Consider the following 13,945-nt stretch of genomic DNA (forward strand, 5'->3'; position numbering starts at 1 on the left):
AGAAACAGGAACCACCAATGACCTGGATTATCACTAAGTACGCCATTACTGCAGCACTGGTCGTCCTGATCTCTGAGGTGGCGAAACGCAGTGACAAACTGGGCGCACTCATTGCTGCCTTACCAACTGTGACGGTATTGGCCATGATCTGGTTGTATCTGGAAAGCCAGCCTTCGGAAAAGATCGGCAACCACGCCTGGTACACCTTCTGGTACGTACTGCCAACTCTTCCCATGTTTCTGATCTTTCCATTCCTGTTGCCCAGGATAGGGTTTTGGCTGTCGCTGTTATCCAGTGCTGCCATCACCGTGACCTGTTTCGGTCTGTTGGCCGTTGTGGCCAAGCGATTCGGGGTTGATCTGCTCTAACGTTTCATCAGGATCACCACCGATCAATGAGGATTTGCAAATGCCTAACAACGTGTCCAATAACAGAAAGCCTTCAGTAATCGCCGCTCTCTCCGGCGGCTGGGTTGCAGATGCAGCCAGCCTCGGGCTTCACTGGCTTTACGATAGCCAGCGCATCCAGGAAGTTGGTGGCGAGTCACCGGAATTCCTGCCGCCGAAGGCCGACTATTTCAAAGGCGGATTCGGTTACTTCGCTCATGATGGTAAACAGTCTGGCGACAGTAGCCACTATGGTGCGGCCACAGGGGTATTAACGGACAGTCTGCTGGCAGGTCGCGGCGAACTGAATATTCGCGATTACCAACGGCGCTTTCGCGCTTTCTTCGGCCCCGGCGGCCAGTGGCAGGGTTATATCGACAACCCTACAAGGGTGACCCTCAACAACCTGAACACCATCGAGCAGAAAGCCATTGAACAGGCGCAATCGTCCACCACAGCCGACCTGACCGATGAACAGAAACGGATACTGGTGCAGAAGGTCCTTCCTTACACCCGGAGCCTGAGTGGCGACCAACTGGCGAAGCCCGTTCGCAGGGCTATCGACCTTACCTACCATGAAACGGAGGTCCAGGAAGCTGGGGTCCACCTGGCTGAGACCATCGACCAACACCTGCTGCCGGAAAGTGGCGCCAATGACATGCAGCTGCCAGCCGTGTCCAAACTGCCACCACTAGTGGCCAGTTATTGCGGCAGCGATAAACTGATGGAGGTCACCGAAGCGGCTGTCCGGGTGACCAATCACAATGAAGACGCCGTGGCCTGGGCAAAATGCGCAGCACGGCTACTGGATCAGCTTTTCCAGGGCGAGCCCATGCCTGCAGCCTTGGATGCTGCCAGAGCCGAGGCGCCGAACCAGGAAAGTCTGACCAACGCCCAGACCGGTTCATCGCTGGGTGCGGTAAGAGCGGGGGACACATTTGGCCGTACCTGCTATCTGCATGAAGCCATGCCAGTGATCTTTCATATTCTCAGCCATGCAACGAGTTACACTGAAGCCGTTCGCGCCAATATCCAGTGCGGAGGCGATTCCTGTGGCCGCGCCTGGATTATCGGGCCGGCCATGGCGGCACTGCATGGTGTTGGTGGCGAATACGGTATTCCCCTGAGCTGGCTGGCCCGGATAAAAGATGCCCCGGCTATCCTCACGAATATTGAGTCACTTGTGAACGGTACATGGGCACCAATCGAGCAGCAGAACGAACCAAAAGGCTGTCCTGTGCAGTAAAAACCGCCTTTACCCGAACAGCCGGATAGCTGCTGGTCAATCCCGTGTTGAGGGACAGGGCGCTCCGCAGGGCGCACAAGCCGTCTCGTCCCGTTGCATCAACGCCGTCTCTACATTGCCCTGCCCAGAGTTGAACGCGAAAGTCGGGCTCCTCAAGTGGTCCGCCATTATCAGCGTCAGAATGATACCAAGCGTCACCAGAATGCGGGTGCGACTGTAGGCTCGTTCCATCGTTCCCTCCCGCATCAGTCAGGCAACCGGAACCACGGCCGCAACCGGATTCCAATCAGTGAGCCGACGAACGCGCAGGCGAACCAGACCCAGGCGTGCAGGCTGGCCGAGGCAATGCCGGAGAACAGCGCGCCTATGTTGCAGCCAAAACCCAGACGGGCACCGTAGCCAAGCAGCAGGCCACCCACCACGGCAGCCAGGAACTGACGGCCTTCGGGCCGGTTTCGACTGGCTTCGTTAAACCGGTTGGCCAGGCCTGCGGCAAGCATGGCGCCCAGCAAAAGCCCAAAGTTCATCACCGAAGGAATGTTGGTCAGCACCGAATCCTTCAGGGCCATAGCGGGGTAGTCCCAGGTCCAGAACTCGAACTGGGACATGTTGACGCCCACCACTTCCAAAGCCTTGGCGCCCCAGACGTTAAAGGCAAACGTGATGCTCCAGGGCGCACCACCGATGGCCAGGGTCAGGGCATTGCCGGCCGCGAGAATCAGGATGGCCCAGGTGAAGGGCCAGCGGCCACTGAGCAGTGTTCTGAATAACCCGTGACCCTGGCCTTTCCACAGAAGTTCATCGCGCTCGATGGTTCCATGGGCCTTGCGCTCAATGCGGTTGACCCACCAGGCGATCAAACCGAGACCCGCGAACTGCACCAGAATGGCACCGCTGACGCCAAAGCTGTTGACCAGCGGTACCGGATCAAAACCGGGCTGGTCCAGCCACCAGGGCAGATGGATGGAGCCGAGAACCGCACCGGCAATAAAGAACACCAGCGTAACCACCATGCGGATGTTGCCGGCGCCCACGGTGAACAGGGTACCGGAGCCGCAGCCCCCACCAAGCTGCATGCCGATACCGAAAATAAAGGAGCCGACGACGAGAGAGGTCCCCACGGGCGCTACCGCACCCACCAGCCCCGCCTGGCCACTGTGAAGCATGGGCACCATGATCAGGGAACTCAGGGCGAATAGCAGCAACTGGGCCCGCATGCTGGCGCCGCGTTTCTTGACGACAAGATTGCGCCAGCCAGCAGTAAAGCCAAATGCCCCGTGGTAAAGCGCCATGCCAAGCACAGTGCCGATCACGAAAAGCGCCACCATGAACGGTGCCGTCTCCAGCCAGATCAGCCCGCCCAGCAGAGCAAAGCCCATAAGGGCAGTCGAAACAATAAATCGGTCCACCTGCCAGCCGGGTTGTTGGAACCCGGGCTGGAGGACTGCGGAATCAGCCATGAATAATCACTTTTCAGATCAGTTAAAAAAGTCCAGAAGCTTGCCAAGGCCCCTCTTTGCCACCTGCAACGGTCGATCGCTATTCTGGGACCACTCCGCCATCGAGCCGTCATACAGTGCAACTTCATCAAAGCCCGCCAGTTCACTCAGCACAAACCAGTCTGTGGCGGCCCAATGTCCGGTATTGCAGAAGGCAATAGTGCGAGCGCCCGGGTCCAGCTCTGCCTGATTCACTCTCGCTGTGATCTCGCCTTCATCAAGATACCAGGCCTGGTTCCGCTGCCCCAGAAAGTCAGAGTGGGGAAGGCTCCGTGAACCGGGAATCGTGCCTGGAGCCTTTGCCGCCGGGGACTGGGTTTCACCGGTAAAGTAGTCACTCGGCCGAGCATCGACCAGTTGCGCCTGACTGTTGCGGGCCTCCTTTACTTCGTCCAGCGATGCGATCAGATCTTGCTGGAGGGTGCCCTTAAACTTCACCACCTCTCGCTGCTCACTCTGCCCGCTGGCATCGTTCATCCCGGCTGCCTGCCAACCGGCAAAACCACCGTTCAAAATGGTCACCTGATCATGACCGAGCACACGGAAGGTCCAGTACACTCTGGCTGCGCTGCCAAAATCCGTCACTCCGGTTCCGGCGGGCACGATGACCACAGTGTCATCGTTGCTGATACCCAGGCCGCCAATCAGGCGCTCGAGGCTGGCTAGTGGTGGCAAAAGACCGGCTACTCCGTCACGGCCTTCCCGCCAACCATCGCCCGTGTAACTGCTGTAGACAGACCCGGGAATGTGTGCCTTCTGGAAACTGCTGCGATCTCCACCATCATCAATACCGGAACGAACATCCAGTACCACGAGGTCGTTACGATTCAGATTTGCATCAAGCCAGTCGGCATCCACAAGCGGCGGCGTTTTGTTTTCGTTCGCCATTGCCAATGAGCTTGCAACGATCAATACAAGGGCCAGAAGACGACTCATGATGCTTCTCCTTCGTTGCGAATTCTTGAATGATCATTATGAATCGCAGGGAGAGGAATGCATAGGCCCGTTTTAATCGTATTTTGTTATATCGAAATCCCGGATTTTTTGCCACACCCGAACGTTAATCTGTAACGCAACCCAACACTGCGGTGTCTATACCCCGTAAGCGAGGCCTGCTCCTATACGATTCAGACCCCGCATTTCATCGAAACGAACGAGGTACAGACCATGAGAAAGTTGACACTGATTTTCGCTGCTATCGCCCTTTCATTCTCTGCAACAACCGCCCTGGCCATGAACGGTCAGGCAGACAGGTATCATGAGGCGCAGAGCTACCCGGGTAAGGCCGTCGAGCAGATTGCTGACGTAAAAGTATCTGCGAGATAACCCGCAACGAAAAAGGCCGCTATTCTCCGGAATAGCGGCCTTTTTCATGGCTATTTTTCAATCAGCTGGCTGTCGCAAGGCCGGGAAATTGTCCGGCATGTTAAGAGTCCAGTCGTAGTCGATAAATTCCAGGGACGATGTAGCAGCCACTTGATCGGCCACGTCAGGATCGGCCCACTCCTCAATAAATGCCTTCAAAGAACCCGACGCTTCAACGAAATCCTCCTCATACCATTTGAACAGCTCGGTCACGTAGAGGGTTTCACCTTTCACCTGAAGATGCCGTGAGGTATTGAACGCTCGCCGGGCATTCTCAGCCAGCAGACGCTCCAGATTGTCAGCGGTGTAAAGGGTGTCACGCAGCGGCGGGCATCCGACAGATGCACAGTTCACGGCAAAATGAACGCGGGCGTCTTTCCAGCCTTTACTGGCGTATTCCTTCCCCAACAGGATTTCCTTCTCCATATCGTTGAGGCTGTACTCGCGCCCGCCGATAACAAAGCTCCTCCGTTCAAACACGCTGTCGATAAAGGGATTCACCCGGCCGCCATAGTCCCACACGGAGGACACAAGCTCGCCGTCCGGCCGTTCGGTGAGAATCTGATCGAGCATGAAAAAATTGTAGGCGTTAATCCAGAAAGCAACAGATTCCGCCTGCCCTTCAAGCGTGTCGGGGTTTAACGCCTTCAGGGTTTCGCGCTGCCCGGTCAGTGTCTGTTTCAGACCTTCGCTGGCCAGGGCAGAGCGATAGTCGAAAGCGGAAACCAGTCCATTCCCAGGCTGCGTCTTTTCAATAAGATGTCGATCAAGAAGATGCTGGTAGTGCTGAAAAATACCTGTATTGGATTCAGAAAGCGCCCTGCCCGGGAGCAATGCCAGCACAACAATTATGGATAACAGTGGATAGCCACGCATGGTTCCTCTCCAGTCAGTCTGATAAGGATTTGGTAATCGGTTCTTCAGACCAACTCAGACCGGTTCTGTTACACACTGAGGCAACATCAACAACTTGACGCAAAAAGGGCAAGGCAGGGGAACTGCGAACCGGAGAACATCGATCAGCAATCCTGTAACGCTTCCAGGTATCAGGTGTCTATGTAGCGAGCACCATCCTTTGATACCTGGCCCAAGGGCAAGATCATTGGATGGAAATCAGCAATACGGAGGATACAACCATGAAAATTTTAGCCTTATTAGGTGCCCTGTTCGCTTTCGCCATTGGCGCAACCGCACACGCCGAGGGCGTAAGTGCCGAAGACATCGAATGTGGGAACAATCCACCCTGCGCCCACAGTCTGGATGACGGCAACACAAGGTCAACTGGCTAATCGGTTGACCTGCTCCACAAATCCGGCCGGGACAATATCCAGTACCGGCCGGGCATCCCCGCAAACATCCGGATGCGGAGCATCCGGTTCTTTTGCCAGCACTATCGGAGATTCCGACCAGTGCAGCAACTCCAGCCTTCCGTTCTCCTGCTCCACCAGTGCCGTGCAGTGCTCCACCCAGTCGCCGTCATTGCAATACAGACCTTCTTCGCTGCGCAAAAATCCGGCTGAGTGGATGTGGCCGCAGATAAAGCCGTCATAGTTACCCTTTTCCGCAACAGTCAGGGCTGCCAGCTCAAACCGGCGGATAAATGTGCGTGCCTTGCCAATACGGCTTTTGACCCAGGCCGCCAGGGACCAGTAGGGCTTGCCCTTGAGCCGGCGCCAGGCGTTGAACCAGCGGTTCAGGCGAAGCAGGACACCGTGGGCACGATCACCCACCAGCAGCATCAGCGGGCTGCAACGCACCACCTGATCAAACTGGTCGCCGTGGCAGACCATGAAACAGCGGCCATCTGCGGTGGTGTGCACAACTTTGTAGCGGAGCTCAATACCGGCAATCGTCTGGCCACAGAACCGTCGCAGGAAGTCATCATGATTACCCGGTACGTAGACCACCCGGGTTCCGCTGGCAGCCAGCTCGATAAGCTTGTGGATGACCGCCTGATGGGAATCGGGAAAGTGTACCCGTCGCTGCATAGCGATCAGGTCAATGATGTCGCCCACCAGATAGAGGGTTTCACAGCGCACGTGGCTCAGGAAGTCCAGCAGGTACTCGGCCTGGCAGTCTGCCGTGCCCAGGTGTACGTCGGAAATGAAAACGCTCCGGTAGCTCCGCATGTCGTCTCCCGTCTTTCAACCAGTCCGGATGCTGACACCTTGGCAAGGTGCGGTGACGGGGAAATGACAATGAGGAGACAGTTCTGTGACTTTCAGGACGGAGTCACGGGAGCATAAGTCGGGGCAATCCGGTAACCCGTGGGTTACCGGAACACCTCTGACCGATGTCTACGATCCGTTAGCGCAGGCCCGGATTGAGAGTGTACGTGCCAGTTACCCGGGCGCTGGCCAGTACGTGGCCTGCCATTGCCTCCCGAACATCGTTGCCATCGAACTCGCCTTCCAGGTCCAGGCTGTCCACATCCAGCGCATGCACTTCAAAATGGTAGTGGTGCATGATTTCATCGTTCCAGGGCGGACAGGGGCCATCGTACCCGGCATAGGTGCCTGCCATGTCCGGGTTGCCGGCCAGGAACTGGGTGTAATTGTTCACGCCGCGGATGCCGATGGGACCCGGGCCGGTTTCCTTGCCCTTGGGAATGACACCATCACTGTCCTCGCCTTCCGGAATCCGGGTAACACTGGCCGGGATATCCACCAGCAACCAGTGGAAAAAGTCGACCCGTGGAATGTCCCTGGAGACGGTTTTACCTTCCTGGTTGACGTCGTCAGCCACGCTGGGCACATCCGGATCAAACACCATTACGACAAAACTCTTTGTACCTTCGGGCGCATCTTCCCAGACAATCTCGGGGTTGCGATTGGGCCCGAAGCTCATATGATCCTCTTCGCTGTAGACCCCGAACGCGAATTTCTCCGGAATCGGCTGGCCCTCTTCAATGCCTTGAACCTTCAGTTTCACGGTGTCGCCTCCTGTTGATCATTGGCCTTTGGCTCTCTGACTGTGTCTGGAATGAGCCCATTCTGTGATAATAGGTTGTAACACAAAACCAACTGACGTGACCATGGAGTCCAGATGAGCCAGCAGAAACCCGGCCAGCCGCAACAACCCGCCAACCAGAAGGACGAGGACGCCGTTGCCTTTGCCCAGGGTATTTTCGACCTCGCCCGCAATGGCGGTGCCGGTCCACTCAGCGTGATGCTGGATGCAGGCGTACCGGTAAACATGCGCACCAGCGAGGGCGAAAGCCTGCTGATGCTGGCCAGCCGGAACGGGCATACGGAGACGGTCCGTCTTTTACTGGAAAAAGGAGCCGATCCCGAGGCCCGGAATAACGAGGGCGACACTGCGTTCACACTGGCGAAAACGGACAGCGTCCGGAGCCTGATCAGCGACTCGAACCCGTAACCCGCCATGTTCAACAAGGGCGACATCATTTACCACACCCGGGATGCCCTTGGCAGCATTCTGGTGATCGATTACCGCAAACACCGGGTACTGACATTCAACTCGGTGTTTGAACAGAGCAAGATCGACCGGCGCTACCCGCATCTCCCGGTGCACGAATACAACAGGGCGATGCTGTTACCAGCGGCTTTTGCCAACCCCCGCCATATCACCATCCTCGGCCTCGGCGGGGGCGTTATGGCCAGCGCTTTCCACCACCTTTACCCGGAATGCCGGATCCACGCAGTGGAACTCCGGCAGGCGGTGCTGGATACCGCCCGGGAATTCTTTGGCCTGCCGGACAGTGAACGCCTCACAGTCACCATCGCCGATGCCCGGAATGCGCTCGAAAAGATGCCGGAGGCCAGCACCAACATGATTCTGGCCGATCTCTATAACGCTGATCGCATGAGCCCGGCCCAGGCTCAGCGCAACTTTGTGGATGAATGTGCCCGAGTGCTTGGCAGCGATGGCTGGCTGGTGCTGAACTACCATCGAACGCCGGATGTGGAAGGGCCGTATTTCAGGCAACTGAAGAAACACTTTGCGGTGCTGCTGATGTTCAAAAGCAAGAGCAACAACACGGTCATTTACGCCAGTAAACAGCACTTCCAGTCAGTCCATTCAAAAGACCCGATTCTGGTGGAGCTGGAAACCCGGCTACCCATCGACTGGCGCCAGCTTATGACCAAGGTCAGCCGCCTCGAATGAGCAGTAATCCACGGGGGATTTGATCTGGATCCTTGAGGATTGGTGAGGATGCACCATAGTTAGTGGTAGGAAATTCACAGAAACTGTCAGGGATTACTACCATGAGCGAGGAAGACTACAAAAAGCTCCACCCGATGCTGAGCGAGGTCACCAAAACCTACGTTGATCTGTACACCAATCGGCCAAATGAGAAGAACCGGGAGAAGCTGATCAAGCTTGAGGCCCTGTTGCACGAAAAACTGGAGGCCATTCAGAAGGCAAAAGCCGACAAGGAATAGCAACCCGGACGCGCCGGGTTGCCGGTGTTCACAGCCACTTCTCTCCGGGGCTCTGGTAGGCCTGAAAAGCTTGGTGCAGCTCTTCAGGCTGGTCCGCACGGATCAGCATGTCTATATATTCCTGCTTGAGGAATCCGGCCCGCTCCATGGTTTCAGCCATGGCCAGAAGAGGGTCGAAAAAGCCGTTCACATTGTAAATTGCGCAGGGCTTCCGGTGCAGGCCCAACTGACCCCAGGTCCAGGCTTCAAACAGTTCTTCCAGCGTGCCAATGCCACCCGGCAACGCGACAAAACCGTCTGCCAGATCCGCCATCAGGGCCTTGCGCTCGTGCATGTTCCTCACCACGTGCAACTCGGTCAGGCCGGAGTGGGCCAGCTCCCGGTCCCGCAGATGCTCGGGAATCACCCCGTGAACCCTGCCGCCAGCGGCCAATACCGCATCGGCCACTATGCCCATCAGGCCGACATGGCCACCGCCGAACACGAGCTCAATGCCATTGCGACCGAGATAATCACCCAGCTCCCGGGCCTTGTCCGCAAAGATCGGATCGTTGCCAGTCCGGGAGCCGCAATAGACCGCGACCTTCTTCATTCACCGTCTCCGATCTTGTCCTGGGTCCGGGTCTCGAAATCGCTGGCATCGTGGCGCTCGTGCAGCTGGCTGCTCTGCTCACCCCAGGCCCGGTTTACCATCCGGCCACGCCTGACCGCCGGGCGCTGAGCGAGCTCATCGGCCCAGCGAATGACGTTGGTGTAGGTGTGCGCTTCCAGGAATTCAGCCGCGTCGTACACCTTGTTTTTCACCAGGGCGCCGTACCAGGGCCAGATGGCCATATCGGCAATGGTGTATTCATCGCCGGCGATGTAGCGGTTGTTTGCCAGCTGGCGGTCCAGCACATCCAGCTGACGTTTAACCTCCATGGTGTAGCGGTTGATCGGGTACTCGTAGTGCTCCGGCGCGTAGGCGTAGAAATGACCGAAGCCGCCGCCAAGCATGGGAGCGCTGCCCATCTGCCAGAACAACCAGTTCAGGGTTTCCGTGCGTCCGGCGATATCCTTGGGCAGGAACGCCCCGAATTTTTCCGCCAGGTAGAGCAGGATGGACCCGGATTCGAACAGACGAATGGACGGGGTGACACTGTGGTCCATCATGGCGGGAATCTTGGAGTTGGGGTTCACCTCCACAAAACCGCTGCCAAACTGGTCGCCCTCGGTAATCTTGATAAGCCAGGCGTCGTACTCGGCTTCTTTAATGCCAAGCTCCAGCAGCTCCTCGAGCATCACCGTCACTTTTACACCATTAGGCGTCGCCAGTGAGTAAAGCTGCAGAGGATGCTTGCCGACCGGCAGCTCTTTGTCATGGGTCGGGCCGGCGATCGGGCGATTGATACTGGCAAACCGACCTCCGCTCTCGGAGTCCCATTTCCAGACTTGGGGCGGTGTGTAAGTAGCGTCGGTCATGGCATTTCTCCTCACAAAGTAGCAGTCAGGTGGCTCCGAGGTCGCATTGAGCCCGGGGCCGAAAACTCTAGCATGGAAGATCAAACAAAAAGAACCACAGGAGTACCCCATGGCAGGGCGCATTGTGCTCCTTCTTGCCTGTCTGTTTGTGTTGCCCCCGGTTCAGGCCGAGCTGTCAGGCAGCAAGCGGGCGCTGATCCAGGAGCTGTTCCCCTCGGCAACGGTCATTGAGGACAAGTCGCCGGATTTCCCCGTGTATCCGGTGTATCAACTCCAGGAGTTGCTCGGCTATGCCTACGAAACGGTGGACCACAGCCGCCTCCAGGGCTTTGCCGGCAAACCTATCAGTATGCTCATCGGCCTGGACACCAAAGGCCGCTTCACTGGGGTGAAGGTATTGAATCATCATGAGCCTGTCTTTTTACATGGCCTTGGCGAAGGACCCCTGTTCGAATTCGTAGACCAGTACGAAGGCCATTCGCTTCGAGAGCAGATTATTGTCAACACCTCCAACAGCAGCCGATCCGGGCGAACCAGCACTGGCAGCGTGGTGCACTTTGACGGAGTGAGCAAGGCCACGGTTTCGGTGCTGATCATCAACGACACCGTGCTGTCGTCCGCCTTGAAAGTCGCCCGTAAAAAACTCGAGGGCTTTGCCCAGAGCGCCCCCACGCAGGCAAAGCCCGATTTCTACGAGCCGCTGTCCTGGCAGCAGTTGATCGACCGGGGCTTCATCGGCCACTGGCAGATCGCCGCCGAATCCATTGAGGCTGAACTGGGCCGGCCACTGTCCGACTACCCCATGGACATCGAGCCGCCGGAGGGCGAACCCTTCTCCGAATTGTTCTTCGGCTATATCAACTCACCCATGGTGGGGCGCAACCTGCTCGGAGACGAGGGCTACCGGCGCCTGATGCAACGACTCGATGACGGTGCGCAGGTGTTGGCTGTGATGTCCCGCGGCGCCTTTCCCCATGTTTCCCGCGAGTTCGTGCCAGGCAGTTCTCCGGATCGCGTGGGGCTTACCCAGAACAACCTGGCCGTGGAAATGCGCGATCTGAACCTGCTTGATCAGAATCTCGACTTCCGCGCCGCCGGCATGCCCTCGTTCGATGCCGGCAACCTGTTTCGGGTGGGCGGCAACGCGGGCTTTAACCCGGGGGCAGAGGCCAACCTGAAGCTCAACGTCGAACTGGCCCGCAATCATCTGATGGTTGACCGCACATCCCTGGATATCCCGGTTCAATTCAACGACGAACTGTTCGAAGCTGTCGAGGTGGCCCCCAATCCGGAGGACACCCGGCAACCAGTCTGGATCGGGCTCTGGAAAGAACGCTGGTGGCAGATCTCACTGCTGGTACTCGGTCTGACCGTTCTGACCGTGTTCTTCGCCAGACAGAAAACCCTGAGCCGCAATCCAAAGCTGGTGCATCGGTTCCGCTGGGGATTCCTGTTTTTCACCCTGTTTTTTATTGGCTTCTACGCCCAGGGCCAGCTTTCGGTCGTTAACATTTACACCCTGTTCCTGGCTATCTGGGACGGTTTCTCCCTTAATGTCTTCCTGCTGGATCCGATCATCTTCATTCTCTGGGTCTACACCTTCGTAACCCTGTTCATCTGGGGCCGGGGCCTTTTCTGTGGCTGGCTATGCCCATTTGGCGCCCTGCAGGAAATGGCCGCCTGGCTTGGCGAGAAACTGAAATTCAGCCAGATCAATGTGCCAGAGCAATGGCACCGGCGGCTGATCCTGCTCAAATACCCCATACTGGTGGGCCTGGTTGGCACGGCGTTTTACTCCCTGACCATTGCCGAGAAACTGGCGGAAGTGGAGCCTTTCAAAACCAGTATTACCCTGTTCTTTGTTCGCCACTGGCCCTTCGTACTTTACGCCGTTGGCCTGCTGGTGCTCGGCATGTTCATCCACAAATTCTACTGCCGCTACCTGTGCCCGCTGGGCGCCGGCCTTGCGGTGCTTGGCCGGTTTCGACTGTTCAGCTGGCTGGACCGGGTTGAGCTCTGCGGCACCCCCTGCCAGCACTGCAAAAACGAATGCGGCATCAATGCCATCCGCAAGGATGGCCGAATCGATTACGACGAGTGCATCCAGTGCCTGGAATGCGTCGTTATTCTCGAAGACGACACCCAATGCGTCGACAAACGGCTCAAGAATAAAAAGCGGTCAAGGCGGGAAAACATACTGGCAACGGATGCGGGCTAAGCCGCACCCGCCCGCCAGCAAGCGCTGAATTACTGCTTCTTCTGCCACTCAAATTTCTTGAACGGCTCATCAACCGGGGTTTCGGCAATGTGGTTGATGTAGTTGCTCAGGGTTTTCTGGGACAGCACCAGAATCACTTCCAACACCTGGCGGTGGTTGTAACCTGCCTTGTAAAAAGCGTCCAGGTCCTCTTTGCTGACATTGCCATCTTTGCGCATCACGGCGAGCGTAAAGGTCCGTAGTGCCTCCAGTTTGTCGCTCGGCAACGGTGCTTCATCCCGCAACGCATTGGTGATGTCGTCCGAGACTTCCATCATCTTGGCGATGCCGGTGTGTGCCGGAACACAATAGTGGCAGGCGTTTTCAACGTTAATGGTCTGCCAGACCACGGTTTTTTCGTCATTATCAAAGCTGCTGTCCAGCACCAACTGGTGCAGCTTCTGGTACGCCTCAAGCGCTCCTGGCGCTTCTGCCATGACAGCGTGAAGGCCGGGAATCATGCCGAAGCCCTTGAGGGAATTCTCAAGAAGCGGTTTCGATTTTTCCGGGGCGGATTCAACATCATGTATTGGAAAGTCAGTCATCACGAACTCCTTTTTGAACGATTGCTCAATTACAGCTTCAGGCTAACTGTTATTGAGCGGTCATTCAAGCTATAATTGAGCAGTCATTCAAACCACGACTTTGGTGAATTGTTGTAATGGCCAGACACGCACGCTATGACAGAAAAACCGCCCTGGGTAAGGCCGTTGGTCTTTTCTGGGAGAAGGGGTATCACGGCAGCTCAATGAAACAGATTGAGCAGGCACTCGACATGCGGCCGGGGAGCATCTACGCCACCTTCGGCAGTAAGGATGGCCTGTTTTCGGAAGCCCTGGCGGCCTACGCGGAAGAAGGCGGCCGGGAATTGTCAGCCCACCTGGAAGGCTACGATTCCATCGTTGACGGGTTACAGGACTATTTGCGTGGCATCGCCTGCCGTTGCGGCGACGAGAACGCGGTACCCTCCCGGGCCTGTATGATCGTGAAAACGCTGTTGGAATCCAGCAACACGCACTCGGCCCTGGCCGCCCAGGCCAACAGCATTCTCGCCGCCATTGAGCAGTCAATAGCAGAACTGCTGGAAAAGGCCAGAGCCAGGGGTGAGCTCGTTCAATCGGTGGATTGCGGCCGTCTGGCCCGGCTGCTCCAGGCTCAGATCATGGGGCTGAGATCCATGGGTGAACGGAATCTGGACCCGCAAGCCATGCAGGATCTTGGTAACGATATGGCGGCCATACTGGAAGGCTTTCGCACCCACCACTGAGCCTGCTCGCTCTCCGCGGGACCCCGGTGCCGGACGCCGGGGTTAAAGGTAGCGGCAC

General features: G+C 57.1%; 18 protein-coding genes. 9 read left to right on the plus strand and 9 right to left on the minus strand.

The annotated features are described in order from the left end of the window. The first annotated feature begins 17 nt into the window (after positions 1 to 17). Positions 18 to 368 (plus strand): DUF3147 family protein, encoded by a 351-nt coding sequence (locus tag CLH62_RS10705; RefSeq protein WP_099618146.1) that lies wholly within the window; start codon positions 18 to 20, stop codon positions 366 to 368. 40 nt (positions 369 to 408) lie between these two features. After that, positions 409 to 1,632, plus strand: coding sequence for an ADP-ribosylglycohydrolase family protein (locus CLH62_RS10710; RefSeq protein WP_099618147.1), 1,224 nt, complete (start codon positions 409 to 411; stop codon positions 1,630 to 1,632). A 36-nt stretch (positions 1,633 to 1,668) separates the two neighbouring features. Here CLH62_RS10710 and CLH62_RS10715 read toward each other — a convergent pair whose 3' ends face one another. The 3 genes from CLH62_RS10715 to CLH62_RS10725 are packed head-to-tail and all read right to left on the minus strand — an operon-like array spanning position 1,669 to position 4,067. Next, positions 1,669 to 1,863: a hypothetical protein gene (locus tag CLH62_RS10715; protein ID WP_099618148.1), complete on the minus strand. Its 195-nt coding sequence runs from the start codon at positions 1,861 to 1,863 to the stop codon at positions 1,669 to 1,671. A gap of 14 nt (positions 1,864 to 1,877) precedes the next feature. Beyond that, positions 1,878 to 3,092, minus strand: coding sequence for a YeeE/YedE family protein (locus tag CLH62_RS10720; RefSeq protein WP_099618149.1), 1,215 nt, complete (start codon positions 3,090 to 3,092; stop codon positions 1,878 to 1,880). 18 nt (positions 3,093 to 3,110) lie between these two features. After that, positions 3,111 to 4,067, minus strand: a complete 957-nt coding sequence (locus CLH62_RS10725; protein WP_099618150.1) for a sulfurtransferase — start codon at positions 4,065 to 4,067, stop codon at positions 3,111 to 3,113. Positions 4,068 to 4,298: 231 nt separating this feature from the next. Here CLH62_RS10725 and CLH62_RS21115 point away from each other — a divergent pair, with 231 nt between their 5' ends. Next, positions 4,299 to 4,457 carry a hypothetical protein gene (locus CLH62_RS21115; protein ID WP_170005786.1) on the plus strand — a complete coding sequence of 53 codons (159 nt, stop codon included), beginning with the start codon at positions 4,299 to 4,301 and terminating at the stop codon, positions 4,455 to 4,457. Positions 4,458 to 4,514: 57 nt separating this feature from the next. Here the strand turns inward: CLH62_RS21115 and CLH62_RS10730 are convergent, their stop codons facing one another. Then, on the minus strand, positions 4,515 to 5,372 hold the full coding sequence (locus tag CLH62_RS10730; protein ID WP_099618151.1) for a DUF547 domain-containing protein: 858 nt from the start codon (positions 5,370 to 5,372) through the stop codon (positions 4,515 to 4,517). A gap of 260 nt (positions 5,373 to 5,632) precedes the next feature. On the opposite strand from CLH62_RS10730, the gene CLH62_RS21120 reads away from it, so the two are divergent. After that, positions 5,633 to 5,785, plus strand: a complete 153-nt coding sequence (locus CLH62_RS21120; RefSeq protein ID WP_170005787.1) for a hypothetical protein — start codon at positions 5,633 to 5,635, stop codon at positions 5,783 to 5,785. Here CLH62_RS21120 and CLH62_RS10740 read toward each other — a convergent pair. After that, positions 5,774 to 6,625 (minus strand): UDP-2,3-diacylglucosamine diphosphatase, encoded by an 852-nt coding sequence (locus CLH62_RS10740; RefSeq protein ID WP_099618153.1) that lies wholly within the window; start codon positions 6,623 to 6,625, stop codon positions 5,774 to 5,776. The two genes, CLH62_RS21120 and CLH62_RS10740, sit on opposite strands and share 12 nt — an antisense overlap. A gap of 178 nt (positions 6,626 to 6,803) precedes the next feature. After that, positions 6,804 to 7,427, minus strand: coding sequence for a YbhB/YbcL family Raf kinase inhibitor-like protein (locus CLH62_RS10745; protein ID WP_099618154.1), 624 nt, complete (start codon positions 7,425 to 7,427; stop codon positions 6,804 to 6,806). A gap of 114 nt (positions 7,428 to 7,541) precedes the next feature. On the opposite strand from CLH62_RS10745, the gene CLH62_RS10750 reads away from it, so the two are divergent. The 3 genes from CLH62_RS10750 (at position 7,542) to CLH62_RS10760 (ending at position 8,902) form a co-directional block, all read left to right on the plus strand. After that, the gene (locus CLH62_RS10750) at positions 7,542 to 7,874 is read left to right on the plus strand and encodes an ankyrin repeat domain-containing protein (RefSeq protein ID WP_099618155.1); all 333 of its coding nucleotides are present in this window, start codon (positions 7,542 to 7,544) and stop codon (positions 7,872 to 7,874) included. A gap of 6 nt (positions 7,875 to 7,880) precedes the next feature. Beyond that, on the plus strand, positions 7,881 to 8,624 hold the full coding sequence (locus tag CLH62_RS10755) for a spermidine synthase (RefSeq protein ID WP_099618156.1): 744 nt from the start codon (positions 7,881 to 7,883) through the stop codon (positions 8,622 to 8,624). A 101-nt stretch (positions 8,625 to 8,725) separates the two neighbouring features. Beyond that, a complete protein-coding gene (locus tag CLH62_RS10760) occupies positions 8,726 to 8,902 on the plus strand; it encodes a hypothetical protein (RefSeq protein ID WP_228152827.1) in 177 nt (58 codons plus the stop codon). Positions 8,903 to 8,930: 28 nt separating this feature from the next. Here the strand turns inward: CLH62_RS10760 and CLH62_RS10765 are convergent, their stop codons facing one another. Together CLH62_RS10765 and yghU are read right to left on the minus strand one after the other, a co-directional pair. Further along, the gene (locus CLH62_RS10765; RefSeq protein ID WP_099618157.1) at positions 8,931 to 9,494 is read right to left on the minus strand and encodes an LOG family protein; all 564 of its coding nucleotides are present in this window, start codon (positions 9,492 to 9,494) and stop codon (positions 8,931 to 8,933) included. Then, positions 9,491 to 10,363, minus strand: coding sequence for a glutathione-dependent disulfide-bond oxidoreductase (yghU, locus tag CLH62_RS10770; RefSeq protein ID WP_099618158.1), 873 nt, complete (start codon positions 10,361 to 10,363; stop codon positions 9,491 to 9,493). Before yghU ends, CLH62_RS10765 begins: the two co-directional genes overlap by 4 nt. Before the next feature lie 109 nt (positions 10,364 to 10,472). Here yghU and CLH62_RS10775 point away from each other — a divergent pair, with 109 nt between their 5' ends. Next, positions 10,473 to 12,581, plus strand: a complete 2,109-nt coding sequence (locus CLH62_RS10775; protein ID WP_099618159.1) for a NosR/NirI family protein — start codon at positions 10,473 to 10,475, stop codon at positions 12,579 to 12,581. A gap of 29 nt (positions 12,582 to 12,610) precedes the next feature. Here the strand turns inward: CLH62_RS10775 and CLH62_RS10780 are convergent, their stop codons facing one another. Continuing rightward, positions 12,611 to 13,165 carry a carboxymuconolactone decarboxylase family protein gene (locus CLH62_RS10780; RefSeq protein ID WP_099618160.1) on the minus strand — a complete coding sequence of 185 codons (555 nt, stop codon included), beginning with the start codon at positions 13,163 to 13,165 and terminating at the stop codon, positions 12,611 to 12,613. A 116-nt stretch (positions 13,166 to 13,281) separates the two neighbouring features. Between CLH62_RS10780 and CLH62_RS10785 the strand changes: the two genes are divergently transcribed. Beyond that, positions 13,282 to 13,887: a TetR/AcrR family transcriptional regulator gene (locus CLH62_RS10785; RefSeq protein WP_099618161.1), complete on the plus strand. Its 606-nt coding sequence runs from the start codon at positions 13,282 to 13,284 to the stop codon at positions 13,885 to 13,887. Positions 13,888 to 13,945 lie beyond the last annotated feature (58 nt).

The sequence above is a fragment of the Marinobacter guineae genome (genome assembly GCF_002744735.1).
Lineage (GTDB): Bacteria > Pseudomonadota > Gammaproteobacteria > Pseudomonadales > Oleiphilaceae > Marinobacter > Marinobacter guineae.

Bases quoted from the DNA above. Each gene is read 5' to 3' on its own strand.
- CLH62_RS10760 (WP_228152827.1), top strand. From the start codon at position 8,726: ATGAGCGAGGAAGACTACAAAAAGCTCCACCCGATGCTGAGCGAGGTC.
- CLH62_RS10775 (WP_099618159.1), top strand. From the start codon at position 10,473: ATGGCAGGGCGCATTGTGCTCCTTCTTGCCTGTCTGTTTGTGTTGCCC.
- CLH62_RS21120 (WP_170005787.1), top strand. From the start codon at position 5,633: ATGAAAATTTTAGCCTTATTAGGTGCCCTGTTCGCTTTCGCCATTGGC.
- CLH62_RS10755 (WP_099618156.1), top strand. From the start codon at position 7,881: ATGTTCAACAAGGGCGACATCATTTACCACACCCGGGATGCCCTTGGC.
- CLH62_RS10740 (WP_099618153.1), bottom strand. From the start codon at position 6,625: ATGCGGAGCTACCGGAGCGTTTTCATTTCCGACGTACACCTGGGCACG.
- CLH62_RS10780 (WP_099618160.1), bottom strand. From the start codon at position 13,165: ATGACTGACTTTCCAATACATGATGTTGAATCCGCCCCGGAAAAATCG.
- CLH62_RS10750 (WP_099618155.1), top strand. From the start codon at position 7,542: ATGAGCCAGCAGAAACCCGGCCAGCCGCAACAACCCGCCAACCAGAAG.
- yghU (WP_099618158.1), bottom strand. From the start codon at position 10,363: ATGACCGACGCTACTTACACACCGCCCCAAGTCTGGAAATGGGACTCC.
- CLH62_RS21115 (WP_170005786.1), top strand. From the start codon at position 4,299: ATGAGAAAGTTGACACTGATTTTCGCTGCTATCGCCCTTTCATTCTCT.
- CLH62_RS10715 (WP_099618148.1), bottom strand. From the start codon at position 1,863: ATGGAACGAGCCTACAGTCGCACCCGCATTCTGGTGACGCTTGGTATC.
- CLH62_RS10730 (WP_099618151.1), bottom strand. From the start codon at position 5,372: ATGCGTGGCTATCCACTGTTATCCATAATTGTTGTGCTGGCATTGCTC.
- CLH62_RS10725 (WP_099618150.1), bottom strand. From the start codon at position 4,067: ATGAGTCGTCTTCTGGCCCTTGTATTGATCGTTGCAAGCTCATTGGCA.
- CLH62_RS10705 (WP_099618146.1), top strand. From the start codon at position 18: ATGACCTGGATTATCACTAAGTACGCCATTACTGCAGCACTGGTCGTC.
- CLH62_RS10785 (WP_099618161.1), top strand. From the start codon at position 13,282: ATGGCCAGACACGCACGCTATGACAGAAAAACCGCCCTGGGTAAGGCC.
- CLH62_RS10710 (WP_099618147.1), top strand. From the start codon at position 409: ATGCCTAACAACGTGTCCAATAACAGAAAGCCTTCAGTAATCGCCGCT.
- CLH62_RS10765 (WP_099618157.1), bottom strand. From the start codon at position 9,494: ATGAAGAAGGTCGCGGTCTATTGCGGCTCCCGGACTGGCAACGATCCG.
- CLH62_RS10720 (WP_099618149.1), bottom strand. From the start codon at position 3,092: ATGGCTGATTCCGCAGTCCTCCAGCCCGGGTTCCAACAACCCGGCTGG.